At 52.0% G+C, this 17,216-nt stretch carries 13 protein-coding genes; 10 read left to right on the top strand and 3 right to left on the bottom strand.

Features of this window, described 5'->3' with window-relative positions; all coding sequences use genetic code 11:
* The first annotated feature begins 19 nt into the window (after nucleotides 1-19).
* The 5 genes from NNO03_RS19235 to NNO03_RS19215 all read left to right on the top strand — a co-directional run bounded on the left by NNO03_RS19235 (nucleotide 20) and on the right by NNO03_RS19215 (nucleotide 7,164).
* Nucleotides 20-1,390, top strand: coding sequence for an MFS transporter (locus NNO03_RS19235; RefSeq protein WP_271440807.1), 1,371 nt, complete (start codon nucleotides 20-22; stop codon nucleotides 1,388-1,390).
* The gene (ilvD, locus tag NNO03_RS19230) at nucleotides 1,387-3,099 is read left to right on the top strand and encodes a dihydroxy-acid dehydratase (protein WP_271440808.1); all 1,713 of its coding nucleotides are present in this window, start codon (nucleotides 1,387-1,389) and stop codon (nucleotides 3,097-3,099) included. Before NNO03_RS19235 ends, ilvD begins: the two co-directional genes overlap by 4 nt.
* On the top strand, nucleotides 3,099-4,001 hold the full coding sequence (locus NNO03_RS19225) for a dihydrodipicolinate synthase family protein (protein ID WP_271450258.1): 903 nt from the start codon (nucleotides 3,099-3,101) through the stop codon (nucleotides 3,999-4,001). The genes ilvD and NNO03_RS19225 overlap by 1 nt, the downstream gene beginning before the upstream one ends.
* 96 nt (nucleotides 4,002-4,097) lie before the next feature.
* Nucleotides 4,098-5,408 carry an MFS transporter gene (locus NNO03_RS19220; RefSeq protein ID WP_271450257.1) on the top strand — a complete coding sequence of 437 codons (1,311 nt, stop codon included), beginning with the start codon at nucleotides 4,098-4,100 and terminating at the stop codon, nucleotides 5,406-5,408.
* Between the two features lie 274 nt (nucleotides 5,409-5,682).
* Nucleotides 5,683-7,164 (top strand): APC family permease, encoded by a 1,482-nt coding sequence (locus NNO03_RS19215; RefSeq protein WP_137383305.1) that lies wholly within the window; start codon nucleotides 5,683-5,685, stop codon nucleotides 7,162-7,164.
* Nucleotides 7,165-7,256: 92 nt separating this feature from the next.
* Here NNO03_RS19215 and NNO03_RS19210 read toward each other — a convergent pair whose 3' ends face one another.
* Complete coding sequence (locus NNO03_RS19210) at nucleotides 7,257-7,955, bottom strand: hypothetical protein (protein ID WP_271440811.1); 699 nt, start codon at nucleotides 7,953-7,955, stop codon at nucleotides 7,257-7,259.
* A 24-nt stretch (nucleotides 7,956-7,979) separates the two neighbouring features.
* Nucleotides 7,980-8,705: a FadR/GntR family transcriptional regulator gene (locus tag NNO03_RS19205; RefSeq protein WP_271440812.1), complete on the bottom strand. Its 726-nt coding sequence runs from the start codon at nucleotides 8,703-8,705 to the stop codon at nucleotides 7,980-7,982.
* A gap of 304 nt (nucleotides 8,706-9,009) precedes the next feature.
* Here NNO03_RS19205 and NNO03_RS19200 point away from each other — a divergent pair, with 304 nt between their 5' ends.
* The 4 genes from NNO03_RS19200 to NNO03_RS19185 all read left to right on the top strand — a co-directional run bounded on the left by NNO03_RS19200 (nucleotide 9,010) and on the right by NNO03_RS19185 (nucleotide 14,117).
* Nucleotides 9,010-10,437, top strand: a complete 1,428-nt coding sequence (locus tag NNO03_RS19200; protein ID WP_271450256.1) for a gamma-aminobutyraldehyde dehydrogenase — start codon at nucleotides 9,010-9,012, stop codon at nucleotides 10,435-10,437.
* Nucleotides 10,438-10,448: 11 nt separating this feature from the next.
* A complete protein-coding gene (locus NNO03_RS19195; protein WP_271450255.1) occupies nucleotides 10,449-10,922 on the top strand; it encodes an ester cyclase in 474 nt (157 codons plus the stop codon).
* Nucleotides 10,923-11,012: 90 nt separating this feature from the next.
* The gene (locus NNO03_RS19190) at nucleotides 11,013-12,905 is read left to right on the top strand and encodes an FAD/NAD(P)-binding protein (protein WP_271450254.1); all 1,893 of its coding nucleotides are present in this window, start codon (nucleotides 11,013-11,015) and stop codon (nucleotides 12,903-12,905) included.
* A 3-nt stretch (nucleotides 12,906-12,908) separates the two neighbouring features.
* Complete coding sequence (locus NNO03_RS19185; protein WP_271450253.1) at nucleotides 12,909-14,117, top strand: cytochrome c; 1,209 nt, start codon at nucleotides 12,909-12,911, stop codon at nucleotides 14,115-14,117.
* A gap of 98 nt (nucleotides 14,118-14,215) precedes the next feature.
* Here NNO03_RS19185 and NNO03_RS19180 read toward each other — a convergent pair whose 3' ends face one another.
* Nucleotides 14,216-15,694 carry a PLP-dependent aminotransferase family protein gene (locus NNO03_RS19180; protein WP_271450252.1) on the bottom strand — a complete coding sequence of 493 codons (1,479 nt, stop codon included), beginning with the start codon at nucleotides 15,692-15,694 and terminating at the stop codon, nucleotides 14,216-14,218.
* Nucleotides 15,695-15,799: 105 nt separating this feature from the next.
* On the opposite strand from NNO03_RS19180, the gene puuE reads away from it, so the two are divergent.
* Nucleotides 15,800-17,062, top strand: a complete 1,263-nt coding sequence (puuE, locus tag NNO03_RS19175; protein ID WP_271450251.1) for a 4-aminobutyrate transaminase — start codon at nucleotides 15,800-15,802, stop codon at nucleotides 17,060-17,062.
* Nucleotides 17,063-17,216: the final 154 nt, after the last annotated feature.

The raw sequence follows: 17,216 nt of genomic DNA, 5'->3' as shown, positions 1-17,216 counted from the left end.
CAACTTAAGAGGCTGAAAGATGAATACGCGTACCCTCGATACTGAAAATAAAAATGCGGTTTATCGTAAAGTGACCCGACGGCTGATCCCGTTTTTAATCCTGTGTTATTTCTTTGCCTATCTCGATCGTGTAAACGTGGGCTTCGCCAAACTCCATATGCAGGATGCGCTTAATCTGAGCGATACAGTTTATGGGATTGGTGCCGGTATCTTTTTTATTGGTTACTTTATCTTTGAAGTCCCCAGCAACCTGTTGATGCAGCGGTTTGGTCCCCGCTTCTGGATTGCGCGCATCATGGCCAGCTGGGCGATATTGTCCGCGCTGACAATGTTTGTGACTACTCCGACCCAGTTCTATGTCGTGCGCTTTTTACTGGGTGTCGCGGAAGCCGGGTTCTTCCCAGGGATCGTTTACTATTTAACGCTGTGGTTCCCCTCATGGCGCTCTGCTCGTACGCTCGGGCTGTTTATCCTGGTCACACCGTTATCAACCATTATCGGCAGTCCACTATCGGGGCTGATCCTGAAAATGTTTGAGGGCGTGGGTCACCTGCATAACTGGCAATGGCTGTTCCTGGTGGAGGCAATCCCATCATTCCTGCTGGCCTTCGTGGTGTTGCGTTATCTCGATAATGACGTGAAATCGGCGAAATGGTTGTCGGATGCTGAAAAAGCGCTGATCGAACAGGATTTGCAAAAAGACCAGCTTGATAAAGTAGCAGCGAATGCGGGAATGCCGCAGCACAGCCTGTCTGCCATGTTCCGCAACCGGTTCGTCTGGCTGCTGGCACTGATCTTCTTCAGCTTCAATATCGGCTATTACGGCATTAACTTCTGGTTGCCATCGATCATTAAAAGCTCCGGCGTACAGGATGATTTTGCTATCGGCCTGCTGGCGGCGGTGCCGTATATCTTCGGCGCGGTCTGCATGTTGTGGAACAGCCGTCACTCAGATCTGAAGCAGGAGCGCCGTTGGCACATTGCCATTCCGGCGATAGTCGGTGCGATTGGCCTGACGTTTAGCGCCCTCAATGAAGGCTCCACGTTCTGGATGATGGCATGGATTTGTGTCGCGATGTCCGGCACGTTATCGCTGATTCCAACCTATATCAGCCTGCCAGGGACGCTGCTCTCGGGTACTGCTGCTGCAGCAGGCATCGCGTTAGTGAACTCCATCGGCAACCTGGCCGGGTTCTTTGGTCCGACCGTACTGGGCTGGCTGAAAGACACCACCGGCAGCACCAGTAGCGGGCTGTATATTCTGGCGGGATTCCTGGTGCTTTGCGCACCGCTGATTTTCCTCATCCCGGCACGCCTGATTAACCCCCGCGATCGAAAAGCGACGACACAGGCAGAAAGCAGTGTATTAACGAAAAGAGGTCATATATGAGCAGTTGTGGCAGCGGATGCGCAGGTTGTGGTGGCGAACACTTCAACCCGATCCTCAGCGGTGATGACGGCGCCTTAAAACGTGCCCTGTATAAATCAATGGGACATACCGACGAGCAACTTCGCCGGCCAGTGATTGCCGTCGTCAACAGTTATACCAATGCAACGGCAGGGCATGCCAACCTGAATGAACTCACGACACATGTGCTAAAGGGCATTGATGAAGCGGGTGGCGTAGGCATGGTGTTTGGTACCATCGCTCCTTGTGACGGTATTGCAGAAGGGCATCTGGGCATGCGCTACATCCTGGCGGCGCGGGAAATTATCGCCAGCTCGATCGAAGTGATGATGCGTGCCCACCGCTTCGACGGCATGGTGCTATTGGGGTCTTGTGACAAAATTGTCCCCGCCATGTTGATGGCGGCGGCGCGACTTGATATTCCGGCCATTCTGGTCAACGGTGGGCCAATGTATCCTGCTGAATACAAAGGTAAGCACTGGGACGGCAATATTGTCACTGAGGCGATAGGCTGGAAACGTCGCGGGGAAATCGATGAGGCAGAGTTCCGGCACATTGAAGATATTGCCGAACCAGGGCACGGATCCTGCACGATGTACGGAACGGCCAATACGATGTGCTGTATTGCTGAGGTTTTGGGTATGAGCCTGCCGGGGAGCAGTACGCTGCCCGCGATTTCACGCGAACGCCGTGATTGCGCCTATGCGACAGGAATGACCGCAGTGGACCTGGTAAAGCGCGGCGTGAATGCGCGGCAGATCATTACCCGCGACGCGATCCGCAATGCGATGACCTATCTGTTGGCTACGGGGGGCTCAACCAACGCCATTCTGCACCTGCAAGCTATTTACTATGAGGCCGAACTGGGACATCTGCCGCTGGCTGAGTTTGATGCTCTGAGTCATCAGGTACCGCTGGTGGCTTCGCTCTATCCGGCATCGGAATACGACATGATCGACTTCTGGGAAGCGGGGGGCGTCGCTGCGGTGGAAAAAGAGATCGCCAACCTGTTGGAACTCAATTGCCTGACGGTCAATGGACAGAAAAAAGGGGAGTGGCTAATGGATGTTCCTGCCACTCGTCGCCCGGAAGTGATTCATACGCTGGCGATCCCGGTACGCAATGAATCCGGTGTCGCGGTGCTGCATGGCAATTTGTCGCCTATGGGGTGTGTGGTGAAACCCGCTGCGGTTCCGGAGCATTTGATGGTCTTTACCGGACCTGCCGTGGTGTTTAACAGCGAGGATGAGGCCGTCGAGTCGATCCTCTCCGGTGATATTCAACCCGGCAGCGTGTTGGTTCTGCGTTACGAAGGACCGAAGGGGGGGCCGGGCATGCCAGAGATGTATAAGCCGATGAAATTCCTCGAAGGGATGAATCTCTCGGACTCGTGTGCGCTGATCACCGATGGGCGTTTTTCCGGTTCAAATCGGGGGCTATTCGTTGGGCATATTTCGCCAGAAGCCAGCGATGGCGGCGTGCTGGCACTGGTTGAAACGGGGGACACTATCAGCATTGATATTCCGCAGCGGACATTAACGCTGAATGTGGCGGATGCCGTACTGGCAGAGCGTCAAAAAGTCTGCCAACTGGTGCATAAAGAGGTGCCACGTGGATTCTTGCGGCTGTATCGTCGTTGGGCGCTACCTGCGGCGCAAGGGGCTGTACTGGCCGATCGGGAGGATCTCTGATGTCATCAGTCGCAATGATCCAGGGCGTCAATCCCATCGTCGCCATGCCGTTTACCGCACAGGGTGAGGTCGATTTTACGAGTTTTCGTCGGCTGGTGGCTCACCTTTCCGGTCTCGGTGTGAATGGTTTAACGTTGTTTGGTATTGCCAGCGAGTTTCCCAAGCTGGACGATGGCGAACGGTTGCAACTGGCAGAAATCTATCTTGATGAATTGTCGGGGAAGCGACTGTTTCGTGCACTGTCGATTACCGATCATAGCACCGACCTTGCAGTACGGCGGGCGCGGCTGTACCAAAGCATGGGGGCTGACGCGTTGATGTTGCTCCCGCCATTTTTCCTGCAACCGTCATTGGCAGCTGTACAGGCGCACATCTCTGCCGTACTTGAGGCGGTAACTATTCCGGTGATGGTGCAGTACGCGCCAGGCGAAACAGGATTCCCGGTTACGCCACATCAACTGGCCGAGGTCGCAAAACGCTATCCACATGCGGTGTTTAAGATTGAATGTAATCCGCCTGTGGATTACACGCGTGAATTCCTGCAACAGGCTCCAGACGCTCACGTTCTCAACGGTTACGCAGGTCTCTATATGCTGCATATGCTGGACGTGGGCGGAAAAGGCGTGATGCCAGGCTGCTCGTTTAGCGAAATTTATGTGCGTATATATCAACACTGGCTGGCGGGGGAACATCAGCAGGCGGTGCAATTACACAACGCGCTGTTGCCGTATATTCAGCACTGGATGCAGCACTGCGAATATATTATCCAGATTGAAAAAACGATATTGCAGCGACGCGGGATCATCGCCGATGACTATTGTCGTAAACCCGGTTGGCAATTAGCGGATGAGGATTTAAAAACCATCGATAGTTTTATTTCACAGTTCAATTTGTCGGTCTGAGTCATCTCCAGCAAGTGGATCGGGTATGGCGCATCCATACCCGATTAAACACCTGTTCGTACTGGCGTTCTCTGGCGCGCAGCATGCGAGGTTAACATGCAAAATGATATTCATGATTCAACGATTAAGAGAGTGAACAAACGGCTTATTCCTTTCCTGATGTTGCTGTATCTTATTGCTTATATTGACCGTTCTAACATTTCAGTCGCCGCATTACAGATGAACGCCGATCTTGCGCTAACCGCTGAAATGTATGGTATTGCTGCTGGTATTTTTTATATTGCTTATATTCTTTTTGAAGTGCCCAGCAATGTCATTCTGACGCGCGTTGGCGCGAAACTGTGGATCGCCAGGATTATGGTGACCTGGGGCATGATTGCTGCGGGTATGAGTCTGGTACAGACGCCAACGCAGCTATATATTATGCGTTTTTTACTCGGTGTCGCGGAGGCGGGATTTACCCCCGGGATTATTTATTATCTTTCCTGTTGGTACCCGCGAAATAACCGGGCACATGCCATGTCCATGTTTTATATCGGCGCTGCGCTGGCATCAGTCATTGGCTTGCCAATTTCCGGCACTATTTTAAATATGCATGGTTTTTTCGATATTGCAGGCTGGCGTTGGCTGTTTTTATTAGAAGGTATTCCGGCGGTTATCCTCGGTGTGGTCGTTTGGTTTTATCTTGATGATTCTCCCGCTCAGGCGCGTTGGCTCAGTGTACAGGAACGAGACTGGTTACAACGGAAACTCTCGTCCGAAGCCGGGGCAGACAATCATCACCATCAGTGGCATCAGGCTCTCACCAGTAAAAAGGTATGGTTACTGAGTGCCATCTGGTTGCTGCAGGCCTTTGGTACGATAGGCATTACGTTGTTCCTGCCGCTGATCGTTAAAGGTGTCGTCACGGAGCAAAGTAACCTGATTGTCAGCTTACTCTCCGCGGTACCTTTTTTGTTCGCATGTCTGTTTATGTGGCTCAATGGTCGCCATTCTGACCGTAGTGGAGAGCGACGTCTGCACCTTGCAATCCCGCTGATGTTAGCCGGCGGATTACTCCTTGTCGCGGTTTATACCCAGTATCTGCTGCTGGCATACCTTCTGCTGGTGGTAACGGTCGGTCTGAACTGGGCAATTACCCCAATATTCTGGGCGGCAACCACAGAATCCTTAACCGGGGTCGCAGGCGCAGCGGCCATCGCACTGATCAATGCTGTTGCCAACGTGGCAGGCCTGGTGTTTCCGCCGCTCATGGGACGGTTGAAAGATCTGACAGGAAATTATGATGTGTCTTTGGTGATTGTTGCGTTTGCCCTGGTGAGTGGCGGTGGGTTGGCACTGTACGTTCTGTCAATATCTCCCACGCGTAACTCGCGAGTTGCTGGAAAAGAAGAAAGCCTGCGTTAAGTCAAAAATCGTTGTTTCCACTGGTGCGTACCTGGGCATAAACGCCAACCAGGTGCGCACCAGCCATCTCATCCCGCCAACGCTGAAAATCTCTCGTAACTCACTCGATGTGTAAAATAAATGTTAACAAACCGAGTCATATCCCTGTCCATTCAGGAACGTGATGTGCGATTTGTTTTAACAAATATGCGACAAAATCACTATACATATAACTTAATATCTTTTATACATTAATTGTTCAACCCTGCGACTATTCCACAAAAGAGAAAGAAATATGGAACAGACACCTGATAAGAAAAACGATAATTTTCAAAAAGATGGCAAAGAACAGTTCAACCGCTCGATCGGGCTTATTTCAAATTTTGCGTTGGGTTTTACCTACCTGTCGCCGCTTACCGCTGTTTATTCGCTGTTCGCGTTGGCAGTGACGTTGGCAGGACCACCCGCAGTGTGGTGGATTTTGATCGTCGCGTGTGGGCAGTTGTTAGTCGCCCTGGTGTTTGGTGAGGTTGCGTCTCAATATCCGATCACCGGGGGACTGTATCCCTGGGCGAGAAGGTTGTGGGGTAAGAAATATGCGTGGATCGCCGCCTGGATCTACCTGTGGGCGCTGGTGGTGACCATTACCTCGATCGCGGAATACACATCAACATTTGTTGAATCACTCTTTCATTATGGCCAGACACCCGCCACCATGCTGGTGACTTCCGTTTTGCTGCTGCTCTTGATGATGGCCGTCAATATGTCCGGGACCAGGAATCTGGCCAGGGTCGCCAAAATTGGTTTCTGGTGTGAAATCGTCAGCGTGATTGCGCTGGGTATTTACCTGCTGATTTTCCACCGTTCACAGCCTTTCTCCGTCATCTTTGATTCGATGGGGGTACTGGCGCATGACGGAAGTTATTCCACCGCCTTTATGTCCGCCGCGCTGATGGGGCTGTTTATGTTCTTTGGCTTCGAGGCGTGCGGTAACGTTGCAGAGGAAGTGCAAAATCCAAGCAAAAAAATCCCGGTAGCCATGATTTTAAGTATCGTGTTTGGCGCGATCTCCGCCATTATCTCTGTCATGGGCTACCTGCTGGCGTCACCGAACCTGGTGAGTATCGTGAATGGTAAAACCGCCGATCCGATCCCGGCAATCCTTAATGAAGCGCTGGGGGAAACCGGTGCGACGGTCTTTATTATTGTCGCTATTATCGCGATGCTGTCGTGCATTTTGTCTCTGCAAGCAGCATTAAGTCGTCTTATCTTTTCTTTCTCCCGCGACAGAATGCTGCCGGGCAGTGAGTGGATGGCCAAAATTTCTAAAAATGGTGTCCCGGATAATGCCATGGTCGTCAGCTGTGTGTTGCCGGTTATCATTTGTGTCTGGGTCTATTTCCAGCCAGATAACTTATCGCGTATCACCGCATTTGCTGTTATCGGTATTTATATTTCATTCCAGATGGTGGTACTGGCCGCGCTGCGTCAACGCCTGAAAGGCTGGAAACCCGCCGGAGAGTGGACGATTGGTGGTTGGGGTGTGATTGTCAACGTGCTGGCGTTAGCTTACGGTCTGTGTGGGATCTGGTTACTGGCACAGCCTGCTGACAGCAGTGATTTCATCGACCGTTGGACAGTACTGTTTGGTCTGGCGATTGTGGTAGGTTCAGGATTGATCTACATGTTCCTTACCCGACCCTTTGGCCGCTCGGCTGCACCGGAAAACGATGCCATTGCCTACGCCACGAAACTCAATATGGGGCAGGATAACTAAAACTAAGGGCCTTCGGGCCCTTAGTTTCGACCGTTTTATGCGCCGGATACGACGCTGGCATCCTTATCCGGTAACGCTCAGCCTTGAATTGACTATTTCTGGTAGTGATAAAGGATAAAGTAGTCGCTTTGATACACCACTGTGCTGTGCGCAGGCGACAATAATTCACCGACACGAAAGCGCGGCCAACTGGAAAAGATGATCCGGTTTTCCAGATTGGTCAGGATGACATAATCAGGGTGAGGGCAGGAGAGCAGTTCGGCTTCTATCTGACTGACCAGCAGATCGACGGCGGCGACGCCGAGGAACTGATCATGATAGTAAACCGGAACCGCCGAGGTTAGGGTATAGGAGATGTTACAGATATAGTCGACGTACGGGCCATGAATATACGCTTCACCTGCCGGAGGCGAATGCTTAAACCACTCAAAGGTTCTGAAATCCAGCCGCTGTTGCGTCGCCTGATCCAAATCCAGATGTGCCTGACTCAATCCATTATCTTTCTTATACCACCATTCCAGCAGCCAATATTCTTTGGTGGTTTCTGTACTCTCAATATGGCTGGCGAAACCTGCGCCCGAACAGTAGTGGTTGTTGTTCAGTGTGCTCTTGATGTGTTGCTGAACCGTTGATCTGACAGCGGGGTCGAGGACAACTTCGGCTGAAGCTTTTTGCACACCAGCAATGGCCTCGTGAATGCTCCTCGCCAGCGCAACGGTAGACTCTACGGTAGAGGCGGTAATATCATCAATTTTACGGATTAATGCGCTTAAGGATGTCGAAGAGCTCATGGTCTGTCCTGCCTTCACTGATTGTCAGTTCGAGTTATATTTCAGCTTTTTTTCAATAAGGTAATAGGTAAACGTGTCGATGATCTGCGTGGCGTACTGGACTGACTCGGTCTCGTTATGGGCGGCGAGCGCGTCGGCCAGCGCCGAATAAAGCGCAATAATTTCCGCATGAATATTGTCGGCGCGATAGAGTATTGCCACCAGTGATGCCCACTCGGCCTGGACCTGAAGCTCCTGGTTGGCCAGCCGTGCTGAATGAGAGCTGGCCGCAATTGCCAGCAAACAACGCATATCGGCCTGAGTCATCAGTTCAGGTGAATCGGCTTTCCTCAGTACGTCTACAAACTCGCGAAATTTGGCAATGTCCGCCCCGGTCATGCGTCTGGAGGCTAACCTGGCGCTGTGGCTGATAATGGCGCAATGCATTTCGCCTAAATCCGAAAGGTAATCGGTACTGATCGATTTAAACGGATGCAGGGCGCTATTTTTGCCATCAATATTCTCGCAAACGAAGCTCCCGCCATTACGGCCACGAACCGTATGGATAAGATTATTAGCCCGAAGCGTGTTGAGCGCTTCTCTGATAGTGATATGTGAGACACCCATCATCTTTGCCAAATCGGTTTCATTGGGCAGCTGTTCTTTTGGCTCCAGCAACCCGGTAATAATGGCGTTTGAAAGGCGCTGCACTATCTGGTCTGAACGACTGACCTGCCCGATAGGCGCAAATATGACCGCATGAGTAATCATAATCTTTTCTGCACTCAATTCCCTGAAACAACGACCATTTTTAACACATGCCCGCGGGGCACGAAAGGTCAGAATGGCCGCGTTATTTTACCAGCCCACGCGCAACATCGCTGCACAGGCGGATGTGTGTCCCGATAGCGTCAAAACGCATTCCGCGCTGACGATAAATAACCTTACCCTGAAAATGTAAAATTTAAGTTAAAAGTGCGAGGCTTATCATAGTGTCAATGTTGCGCATTTGAAAAATTTTTACAATATATATATTACATAAGCTTCTTTATGTATTAATTGGCGGGAGAAAGGCATGAGAACCCTGAAGCATTTTATAAACGGGCAATATGTAGCGGGTAACACAGAAGACACGTTTGAGTTGGTGAGCCCGGTTGACGGTGAAACGTACGCGTTATCGCCTAATGCCGGTGCGACTGAGGTGGCGCTTGCCTACTCGGCGGCCGCGGCGGCATTTAACATATGGAAAAAATCGACACCTGCCCAGCGGCAAAAAGCACTGCTGCAACTGGCGGATGAGATAGAAAAAAATGTTGAACGACTGGTCAACGCGCAAAGCCAGGAAACCGGTCAATTGCGTCATTTTATCGAAAAAGAAGAGATCGCTGCGTCGTGCGATGCGATCCGTTTTTTTGCCGGCGCAGCACGTTGTCTGGAAGGGAAGGCCGCCGGAGAATATTCCGCCGGGTTCACCTCAACGATTCGTCGTGAGCCATTGGGCATTGTGGGACAAGTCACACCGTGGAATTACCCGTTTATGATGGCGGTATGGAAGATTGCACCGGCGCTTGCCGCTGGCAATACGGTGGTTTTAAAGCCGAGCGATACCACCCCGGTAAGTACGCTGCTCCTGGCTGAACTGGCGGCACCCTTATTTCCGCGAGGGGCGTTTAACGTCGTGTTGGGCAAGGCCAGTACTGGCTCGCTGGTGGTTTCTAACCCGACGGCTTCATTGGTGTCGATTACCGGTTCGGTACGCGCTGGTCTGCAGGTTGCGGCATCAGCAGCAGCTAACCTGACAAAGGCCCATCTTGAACTGGGTGGCAAAGCGCCCGCCGTCGTATTCGCTGATGCAGATATGGACAAGGCGATTACTGCTATCACTACCGCAGGATTTTTCAATGGCGGACAGGATTGTACTGCCGCCACGCGCATCCTGGTGGAAGATTCTGTCTATGCGACGTTCCTGGAAAAACTGATCCAAAAAACGAAAAGTATCAAGTTTGGTCCTCCGCAGGATCAGGATGCGTTATATGGCGCGCTGAATAGCAAAAATCAGCTTGAGCAGGTGAAGGGGTTTATTGAGCGTTTACCTGCACATGCGAAAATTGAAACCGGTGGTCATGCGGGGCCTGGGCCGGGTTTCTACTTTGAACCGACGATAATTTCCGGCCTGCATCAACACGATGAAGCCATTCAACACGAAGTGTTTGGCCCGGTAATGACCATTCAGTCGTTTTCTGGTGATGAAGAAGCGTTGCGCAAGGCGAACGATGTGGAATATGGCCTGGCCGCGAGCGTCTGGACCAGCAATCACAGTCGCGCGCAGCGTTTCAGTATTGATCTCGATTTCGGCACAGTTTGGATTAACAGTCATATTCCTCTGTGCGCCGAAATGCCACACGGTGGATTCAAAAAATCCGGCTACGGAAAAGATCTCTCCTCTTATTCGCTCGATGAGTATACCCGGGTGAAACATATCATGTGTGATATTTCCGAATAACAGGTAATACGATGAAAACATTAAAAATAGCCGTACTTTCATTGGTGATGTTCTCAGGATTCAGCCTGGCAGAAAGCTCACCGCTGAACACGGTAAAAGCGTATATGGCAGCATGGAATGCGCATAATGCGCCGCTGGCAGCCCAGTACCTGGCGGACGATGCCGTTTATTACGATGCCGCTGCAGGGGAGCCGGTAAACGGGCGGGAAAAAGCTGAAAAAGATGTGATCGGTGCATTTATTAAGGCGGTCCCGGATCTGACCTGGAAAATGGTCGGTAAACCTGTTGCTGATGAAGATACTGTGGCATTTCGTTGGGAATTCTCGGGTAAAAATAGCGGCGAATGGGCGGGAAGCCCGCCGACAAATAATCCGATCAAATTTGAAGGTGCCAGCTATATTCATGTTAAGGCAGGAAAAATCACCTGGCAGGGTGATTATTATGACGCTAAAAAACTGGATGAAGAGCTGAAGCCAGTGAAGTAGTCGGCGGTGTCCTCCTTGTATCTACGAGGGGGAACCTCTCATTTGTAGTGTTTTTTAGGACAATGTGTCAGTGGCAAAAGGACAAAGTTAATGGCAATTACCCGACGTGATTTTCTCAACGGCGTGGCGGTGACGATCGCTGCGGGACTGACCCCTCTGGATCTGGTCAGAGCGGCAGGAAAGGGGCACGAATTTATTGATGGAAGTTATTATCCACCGGCGTTAACGGGGCTACGCGGTAACCATCCGGGTTCGTTTGAAATGGCCCATGCGTTAGGCCGTGAACATAAGCACTTTGATTTAAGCGCTCAGCCCGTAGAGGAAGAGTACGATCTGGTGATTGTGGGCGGCGGTATCAGCGGACTGGCCGCGGGTTGTTTCTGGCATGAACTGGCCGGAAAAAACAGCAAGGTGCTGATCTTCGATAACCATGATGATTTTGGTGGTCACGCCAAACGCAACGAATTCACCTCCGCAGGCAAAAAACTGATCGGATATGGCGGGAGTGAAGCCTTTCAATCACCCGCGCATAACTTCAGCCCCGAAGTGAATAAGCTGATGGAAACTGTCGGCGTAAGCGTCACGCGGTTGAAAAAGAGTTTTGACGTTAATTTCTACCCCGACTGGCAGCTTAGTCGCGGCGTCTTCTTCGATAAAAAGAATTTTGGTGAGACGAAAATAGTCAGCGGTGATCCGGGTCGTGCGGTATCCGATGATATTCCGCCAGATCGGCTCAATGGCCGTAATATCGAAGACTTTATCAATGACTTCCCATTGAGTGAGGAAGATCGTAAAGCGCTAATCGATCTGCACGTACGTCCGGTTGATTATCTTCCAGGGATGACGGTTGATGAGAAAACGGAATGGCTGGATACCCACAGCTATAGTGAGTTTCTTTCCACCAAGGTTGGTTTAAGCAAAATGGCGCTGCTCTATTTTCAGCAGCGTTCCAACGATTTCTTTGCCATCGGTATTGAAGGCATATCCGGTAGTGATGCTCGTGCGTGCGCATTGCCGGGAATGGAAGCGTTAGGGCTGCCGCCGCTGGACGGTGAATCGCTGGCCGACCTCGAAGAACCCTATGTCTATCATTTCCCGGATGGCAATGCGGGTCTGGCACGGTTGCTGGTCAGACACATGCTGCCGGGCGCGCTGCCGGGCAATACCATGGAAGATTCTGTCCTCGCCAGACTGCATTATGAAAAGCTCGACCTGCCGGAAAACGCCACGCGTTTGCGCCTGAACAGCACGGTGATAAATGCGGCGAACGTAGAGGGGGGCGTTGCCGTCACGTATCTTTGCGACGGCAAAATGCATCGCGTGCGCGGTAAGAACGCCATTATGGCGGGCTATAACATGATGATCCCGTATCTGGTACCGGAAACGCCGGAGCAGCAGCAGGCCGATCTCAAACTGAACGTGAAGGCGCCGCTGGTGTACACCAATGTGGTGGTCAAAAACTGGCAAGCGTTTAAGCAATTGGGGGTTCATGAGTTTTATTCACCGGCCGCGCCTTATAGCCGAATCAAGCTCGACTATCCGGTCAGTATCGGTGGATACCAACACCCGGCCTCGCCGGACGAGCCCATGGTGATTCATATGGTCTATGTGCCCACGTATCCTGGCAGTAATCTGTCCGCGAGGGAGCAGTTCCGTTTGGGGCGTGCTTATCTGCTGGGGACCACGTTTGCCGCACATGAAGAGATGATCCGTTCTCAGTTGCAGGAAATGTTTGGCTCAACCGGTTTTGACAATCAGCGGGATATCGCGGCCATTACTGTTAACCGTTGGGCGCATGGTTATGCGTATTACGCTAATTCACTGTTCGACGATATGGAAAAAATGCCGGAGATTATTGAGCGGGCGCGTAAACCTATCGGACGTATTGCCATCGCTAACTCTGATGCTGACTGGAGCGCTTATGCTCATGCTGCTATCGATCAGGCATGGCGCGCGGTCAATGAACTCAAGGATATGGGGTGATCTATGCGTAATGTAACCGTTCTAATCGCCTGCCTGTTTACTGCTTCTGTCTCTGCCGCTGAATCTAACGGTGAGTACATCGCGAGGATCTCAGACTGCGTGGCATGCCATACCGCGGAAGGCGGAGCGGCGATGGCGGGAGGCAAGAAGTTCCCCACGCCGGTTGGTGATATCTATTCGACGAATATTACCCCGGATAAGACTCACGGTATCGGCAACTATTCTTACGATGATTTTGAGAAGGCCGTGCGCCAGGGGATTGCCAAAGACGGTCATCCCCTGTATCCGGCGATGCCTTATCCTTCTTACTCGAAACTGTCCGACGCAGATGTTCAGGCTCTGTATAGCTATTTCATGCATGATGTTAAGCCGTCAGCAGAGCCCAATAAAGAGAACGCCATTCCCTGGCTTGTCTCGGCCCGCTGGCCGCTGCATATCTGGAATTGGTTGTTTACCGATGCGCCGACTGCCGCTGTTGAAGATAACAAAGCGGATGATACGGCAGCACGGGTAAAACGGGGTGCTTATCTGGTGGAAGGTCCGGGTCACTGCGGGTCATGCCATACCCCGAGAGGGATGGCGATGAACGAAAAAGCCTATACCAATGCCGATGCTGAGTATCTGAGCGGGGCGATGATCGACGGATGGTATGCGCCATCGCTACGGGGAACCGGGATGTCTGAGCAGGCGTTAACGTCATTGCTGCTGACGGGGAAAAGCAAACATGCTGCAGTATCGGGATCGATGTCTGAAGTCGTCAGCCAGAGCACACAGTATCTGACGGACGAAGATGCCACGGCGATTGCACAATATTTGTTGAGCCTGAAAAGTGAGAAGACGGAACCGGCACGTACGGTAGCTGCCACGGCCTCCTGGTCGAATTCGCCTGAAGCGGGTAAAGTGACTTACAACCGCTACTGCTCGACCTGTCATGGTCTGGAAGGGAAAGGGACCGATGATAATGCACCTTCGCTCATTCACAACCCGTTAGTGATGGTAGACGACCCAACGCCGTTGTTCAGGGTGATTGCCCACGGCGCAGAAACACCGACGACACGCGGGAATGTCTCCTTTAAGATGCCAGCCTATGGTGGGTTGCTCAGCGACAGCGAAATGCGCGACGTGATCAATTACGTGCGTAAAAGCTGGGGTGAGGGTAATGGTGAGGTAAGCCAGGAAGATCTGTCCGGGATTAAAAAAGCCTCACATTAATCGGTGCGATGATGCCGGATGGCGCTGCGCTTAGCCGGCCTACAAAAATGCGTAATTCGTAGGCCGGATAAGGTGCTTGCACCGCCATCCGGCAGTGCTTACTCGGTGTTTATTCTGATAATACCTGCCAGTCGGGTAAACGCCGCAGCCATATCATGTTCTTCAATACTGGCAAAGCCCAGTAGCAGACCGCTGCGTTTTTCTTCTTTCACGTAGTAGCGAGAAAGTGGGCGAACCAGAAGACCTTGTGCGTTGGCCTGTTGGGCAATGGCGCTATCATCAGTACCCGCAGGTAGCTGTAAAATCAGATGTAGCCCGGCGTTGCTGCTGTAAGGCCCCAGATAATCCTCACCAAGCTGGCTGACAATGAGCTCTACCAACGTATGTCGTCGGCGGCTATATAACTGGCGCATTTTACGGATGTGCGCCGCATAGTAACCCTCACGAAAAAACTCAGCCAGCGCCGCCTGAATCAGGAGATGCCCACCACGATAGAGATCGTTATGTACCTTCATCAGTGGGGCGGCAAGCGGTTTAGGTATCACAACGTACCCGAGCCGCAGTGCCGGATAGAGGGTTTTGCTGAAGGTGCCGATATAGATAACCGGAGCATCTTCTTCCAGTCCCTGCAATGACGGGATGGGTTGGCCGGAAAAACGAAACTCGCTGTCGTAGTCATCTTCCACAATCCAGCTGTGCGTTTCACGTGCCTGATAGAGTAGCTGCCGCCGTCGACCAAGGCTCATTACCGGGCCAAGCGGATATTGATGTGACGGTGTCACAAAAATGAGTTTCGGTGCCGGGTCGACGCAAGCTGGCGGAACCATGCCTTGTTCATCCACCGGGATGGCCGAAAAGTTGACCGCATTGATGCGCAGAATGTTTTTTATTCCCCAGTAACCGGGTTCTTCGATCCACGTATTATCACCAGGATTACATAAAGAGCGAGTTACCAGATCCAACGCCTGGTGAATGCCCTCGGTAATCAATATTTGATCTGGCGTACAGCGTACGCCGCGTGCGGTGCGCAGATAGTCCGCCAGCGCTTCTTTCAGTTCAATCAAACCACCCGTGGCATCGTAGGTGAGAAACTCCGGGCGTAGCCGCCTTGCCAACCGATCCTGAATCTTTTTCAGCGTGCGATGCGGGAAAGAATGCACGTCCGGTACACCAGGAATAAAAGCCCCCCACTGGCGGGGGCTGGCGCTGGCATGCCCTAGCAGTTCAAGGCTACGGGCGGACAAACTGGTGTGATCTTCATGTGTCGCAGGTGAAACCAGTTGTTTATTAGGGGCCAGGCCGAGATTGTCCAGCACGCTGTCGGTCACAAATGTGCCGCTGCTGGTGCGCGCGGAGATATAGCCTTCGGCCTGCAACTGCTCGTAAACCCGCAGGACAGTATTCCGTGATAACGCCAACTCACTCGCCAGGTCGCGGGAAGGAGGCATGCGGGTAGCGGGTTTTAGGCTACCCTCGAGGATGCAGCTACAGATGGCGGCATACAGGCGACGATGCAGCTTCTCGTCCGTCTGCTGGCTAAATGCATGCTTGATCACATCTCCGGCAAGTGAACGCATTTGGATCCTTAAAATAAAACGATTTGGCTCTCGATTAAAGTACCAGATGGCGTCTAAATTTAAAGGGTAATTCAACCAATTGTGTTTATGGACAAGGTGTAGAGAATGAACAATAAAAACCTGCAACAACGTCGTCTGGATGCCACCCCACGTGGCGTGGGTGTGATGTGTGATTTTTATGCCCAGTCGGCTGAAAACAGCACGATTACCGATATAGAAGGCAATCAGTATATCGATTTCGCCGCCGGGATAGCCGTGCTGAACACCGGGCATCGCCATCCGCGTCTGGTGCAGGCCGTTGAAGCGCAACTGCACGCCTTTACCCATACGGCTTATCAGATTGTTCCCTACGAAAGCTATGTGTCGCTGGCGGAGAAAATCAACGCCGTGGCGCCAATTGACGGTAAGCGTAAAACGACATTCTTTACTACCGGGGCAGAGGCCGTGGAAAATGCGGTTAAAATTGCCCGCGCTCACACCGGTCGCCCTGGTGTTATCGCCTTTGGCGGTGGTTTCCACGGGCGGACATACATGACGATGGCATTAACCGGCAAAGTGGCGCCATACAAAAAAGGCTTCGGCCCGTTCCCGGGGTCCGTTTACCATGCGCCGTATCCTTCTGCGCTGCAGGGGATTTCAACTGCAGACTCGATTAAAGCGATAGAACGTTTGTTTAAAGCGGATATCGATCCGAGCCAGGTCGCTGCGATTATCTTCGAACCCGTCCAGGGTGAAGGCGGCTTTGTTGTCGCACCGGCGGAGTTTGTCGCGGCAATTCGCCGTATCTGCGATGAGCATGGCATCGTGATGATTGCCGATGAGGTGCAAAGTGGTTTCGCCCGTACCGGGGAACTGTTCGCGATGGATCACTATGCGGATAAAGCAGACCTGATGACCATGGCGAAAAGCCTTGCGGGTGGGATGCCGTTATCGGGTGTGGTAGGCAAAGCCGATATTATGGATGCGCCTGCGCCGGGTGGACTGGGGGGGACTTACGCCGGGAACCCGCTATCGATTGCGGCAGCTCATGCGGTGCTGGATATTATTCGTGATGAAAAGCTGTGCCAGCGTGCAGCAGCGCTTGGCGAGCAACTGCGTGCTGTGCTGACCGATGCGCGTGCAGCGTGTCCTGAACTTGCTGAAGTGCGGGGATTAGGCTCGATGATTGCCGCTGAATTCTGCGATGCAGCCACGGGTGAACCCAGTGCCACCGCCGCACAGCGCGTGCAGAAAAAAGCGCTTGCACAGGGGCTGTTGCTGTTAACGTGCGGTCAGTATGGCAACGTGATCCGCTTCCTGTACCCACTGACTATTCCGCAGGATCAGTTTGCAAAAGCGTTAGAAATAATCAAAACGTCGATGAAGTAATCTCGTCAGCACCGATCGTGTGTAAAGCCGACAGTAGCCATTACCGTCGGCTTTTTTGTTGTCACGCATTCGCCAATCTCTTTCGTTATATATTTACATATATATCGATTAAGCCTATCCTATTCATCATACAAATATAATAAACGTGCCCCGC

Origin of the sequence: Citrobacter sp. Igbk 16 (assembly GCF_028069755.1) — a bacterium.
In the GTDB taxonomy this organism is placed as follows: Bacteria; Pseudomonadota; Gammaproteobacteria; order Enterobacterales; family Enterobacteriaceae; genus Citrobacter.
This window is presented reverse-complemented; position numbering and strand designations above follow the sequence as displayed.

Coding starts and splice junctions, on each gene's coding strand:
- NNO03_RS19235 (WP_271440807.1), top strand. CDS start 20: ATGAATACGCGTACCCTCGATACTGAAAATAAAAATGCGGTTTATCGT.
- ilvD (WP_271440808.1), top strand. CDS start 1,387: ATGAGCAGTTGTGGCAGCGGATGCGCAGGTTGTGGTGGCGAACACTTC.
- NNO03_RS19225 (WP_271450258.1), top strand. CDS start 3,099: ATGTCATCAGTCGCAATGATCCAGGGCGTCAATCCCATCGTCGCCATG.
- NNO03_RS19220 (WP_271450257.1), top strand. CDS start 4,098: ATGCAAAATGATATTCATGATTCAACGATTAAGAGAGTGAACAAACGG.
- NNO03_RS19215 (WP_137383305.1), top strand. CDS start 5,683: ATGGAACAGACACCTGATAAGAAAAACGATAATTTTCAAAAAGATGGC.
- NNO03_RS19210 (WP_271440811.1), bottom strand. CDS start 7,955: ATGAGCTCTTCGACATCCTTAAGCGCATTAATCCGTAAAATTGATGAT.
- NNO03_RS19205 (WP_271440812.1), bottom strand. CDS start 8,705: ATGATTACTCATGCGGTCATATTTGCGCCTATCGGGCAGGTCAGTCGT.
- NNO03_RS19200 (WP_271450256.1), top strand. CDS start 9,010: ATGAGAACCCTGAAGCATTTTATAAACGGGCAATATGTAGCGGGTAAC.
- NNO03_RS19195 (WP_271450255.1), top strand. CDS start 10,449: ATGAAAACATTAAAAATAGCCGTACTTTCATTGGTGATGTTCTCAGGA.
- NNO03_RS19190 (WP_271450254.1), top strand. CDS start 11,013: ATGGCAATTACCCGACGTGATTTTCTCAACGGCGTGGCGGTGACGATC.
- NNO03_RS19185 (WP_271450253.1), top strand. CDS start 12,909: ATGCGTAATGTAACCGTTCTAATCGCCTGCCTGTTTACTGCTTCTGTC.
- NNO03_RS19180 (WP_271450252.1), bottom strand. CDS start 15,694: ATGCGTTCACTTGCCGGAGATGTGATCAAGCATGCATTTAGCCAGCAG.
- puuE (WP_271450251.1), top strand. CDS start 15,800: ATGAACAATAAAAACCTGCAACAACGTCGTCTGGATGCCACCCCACGT.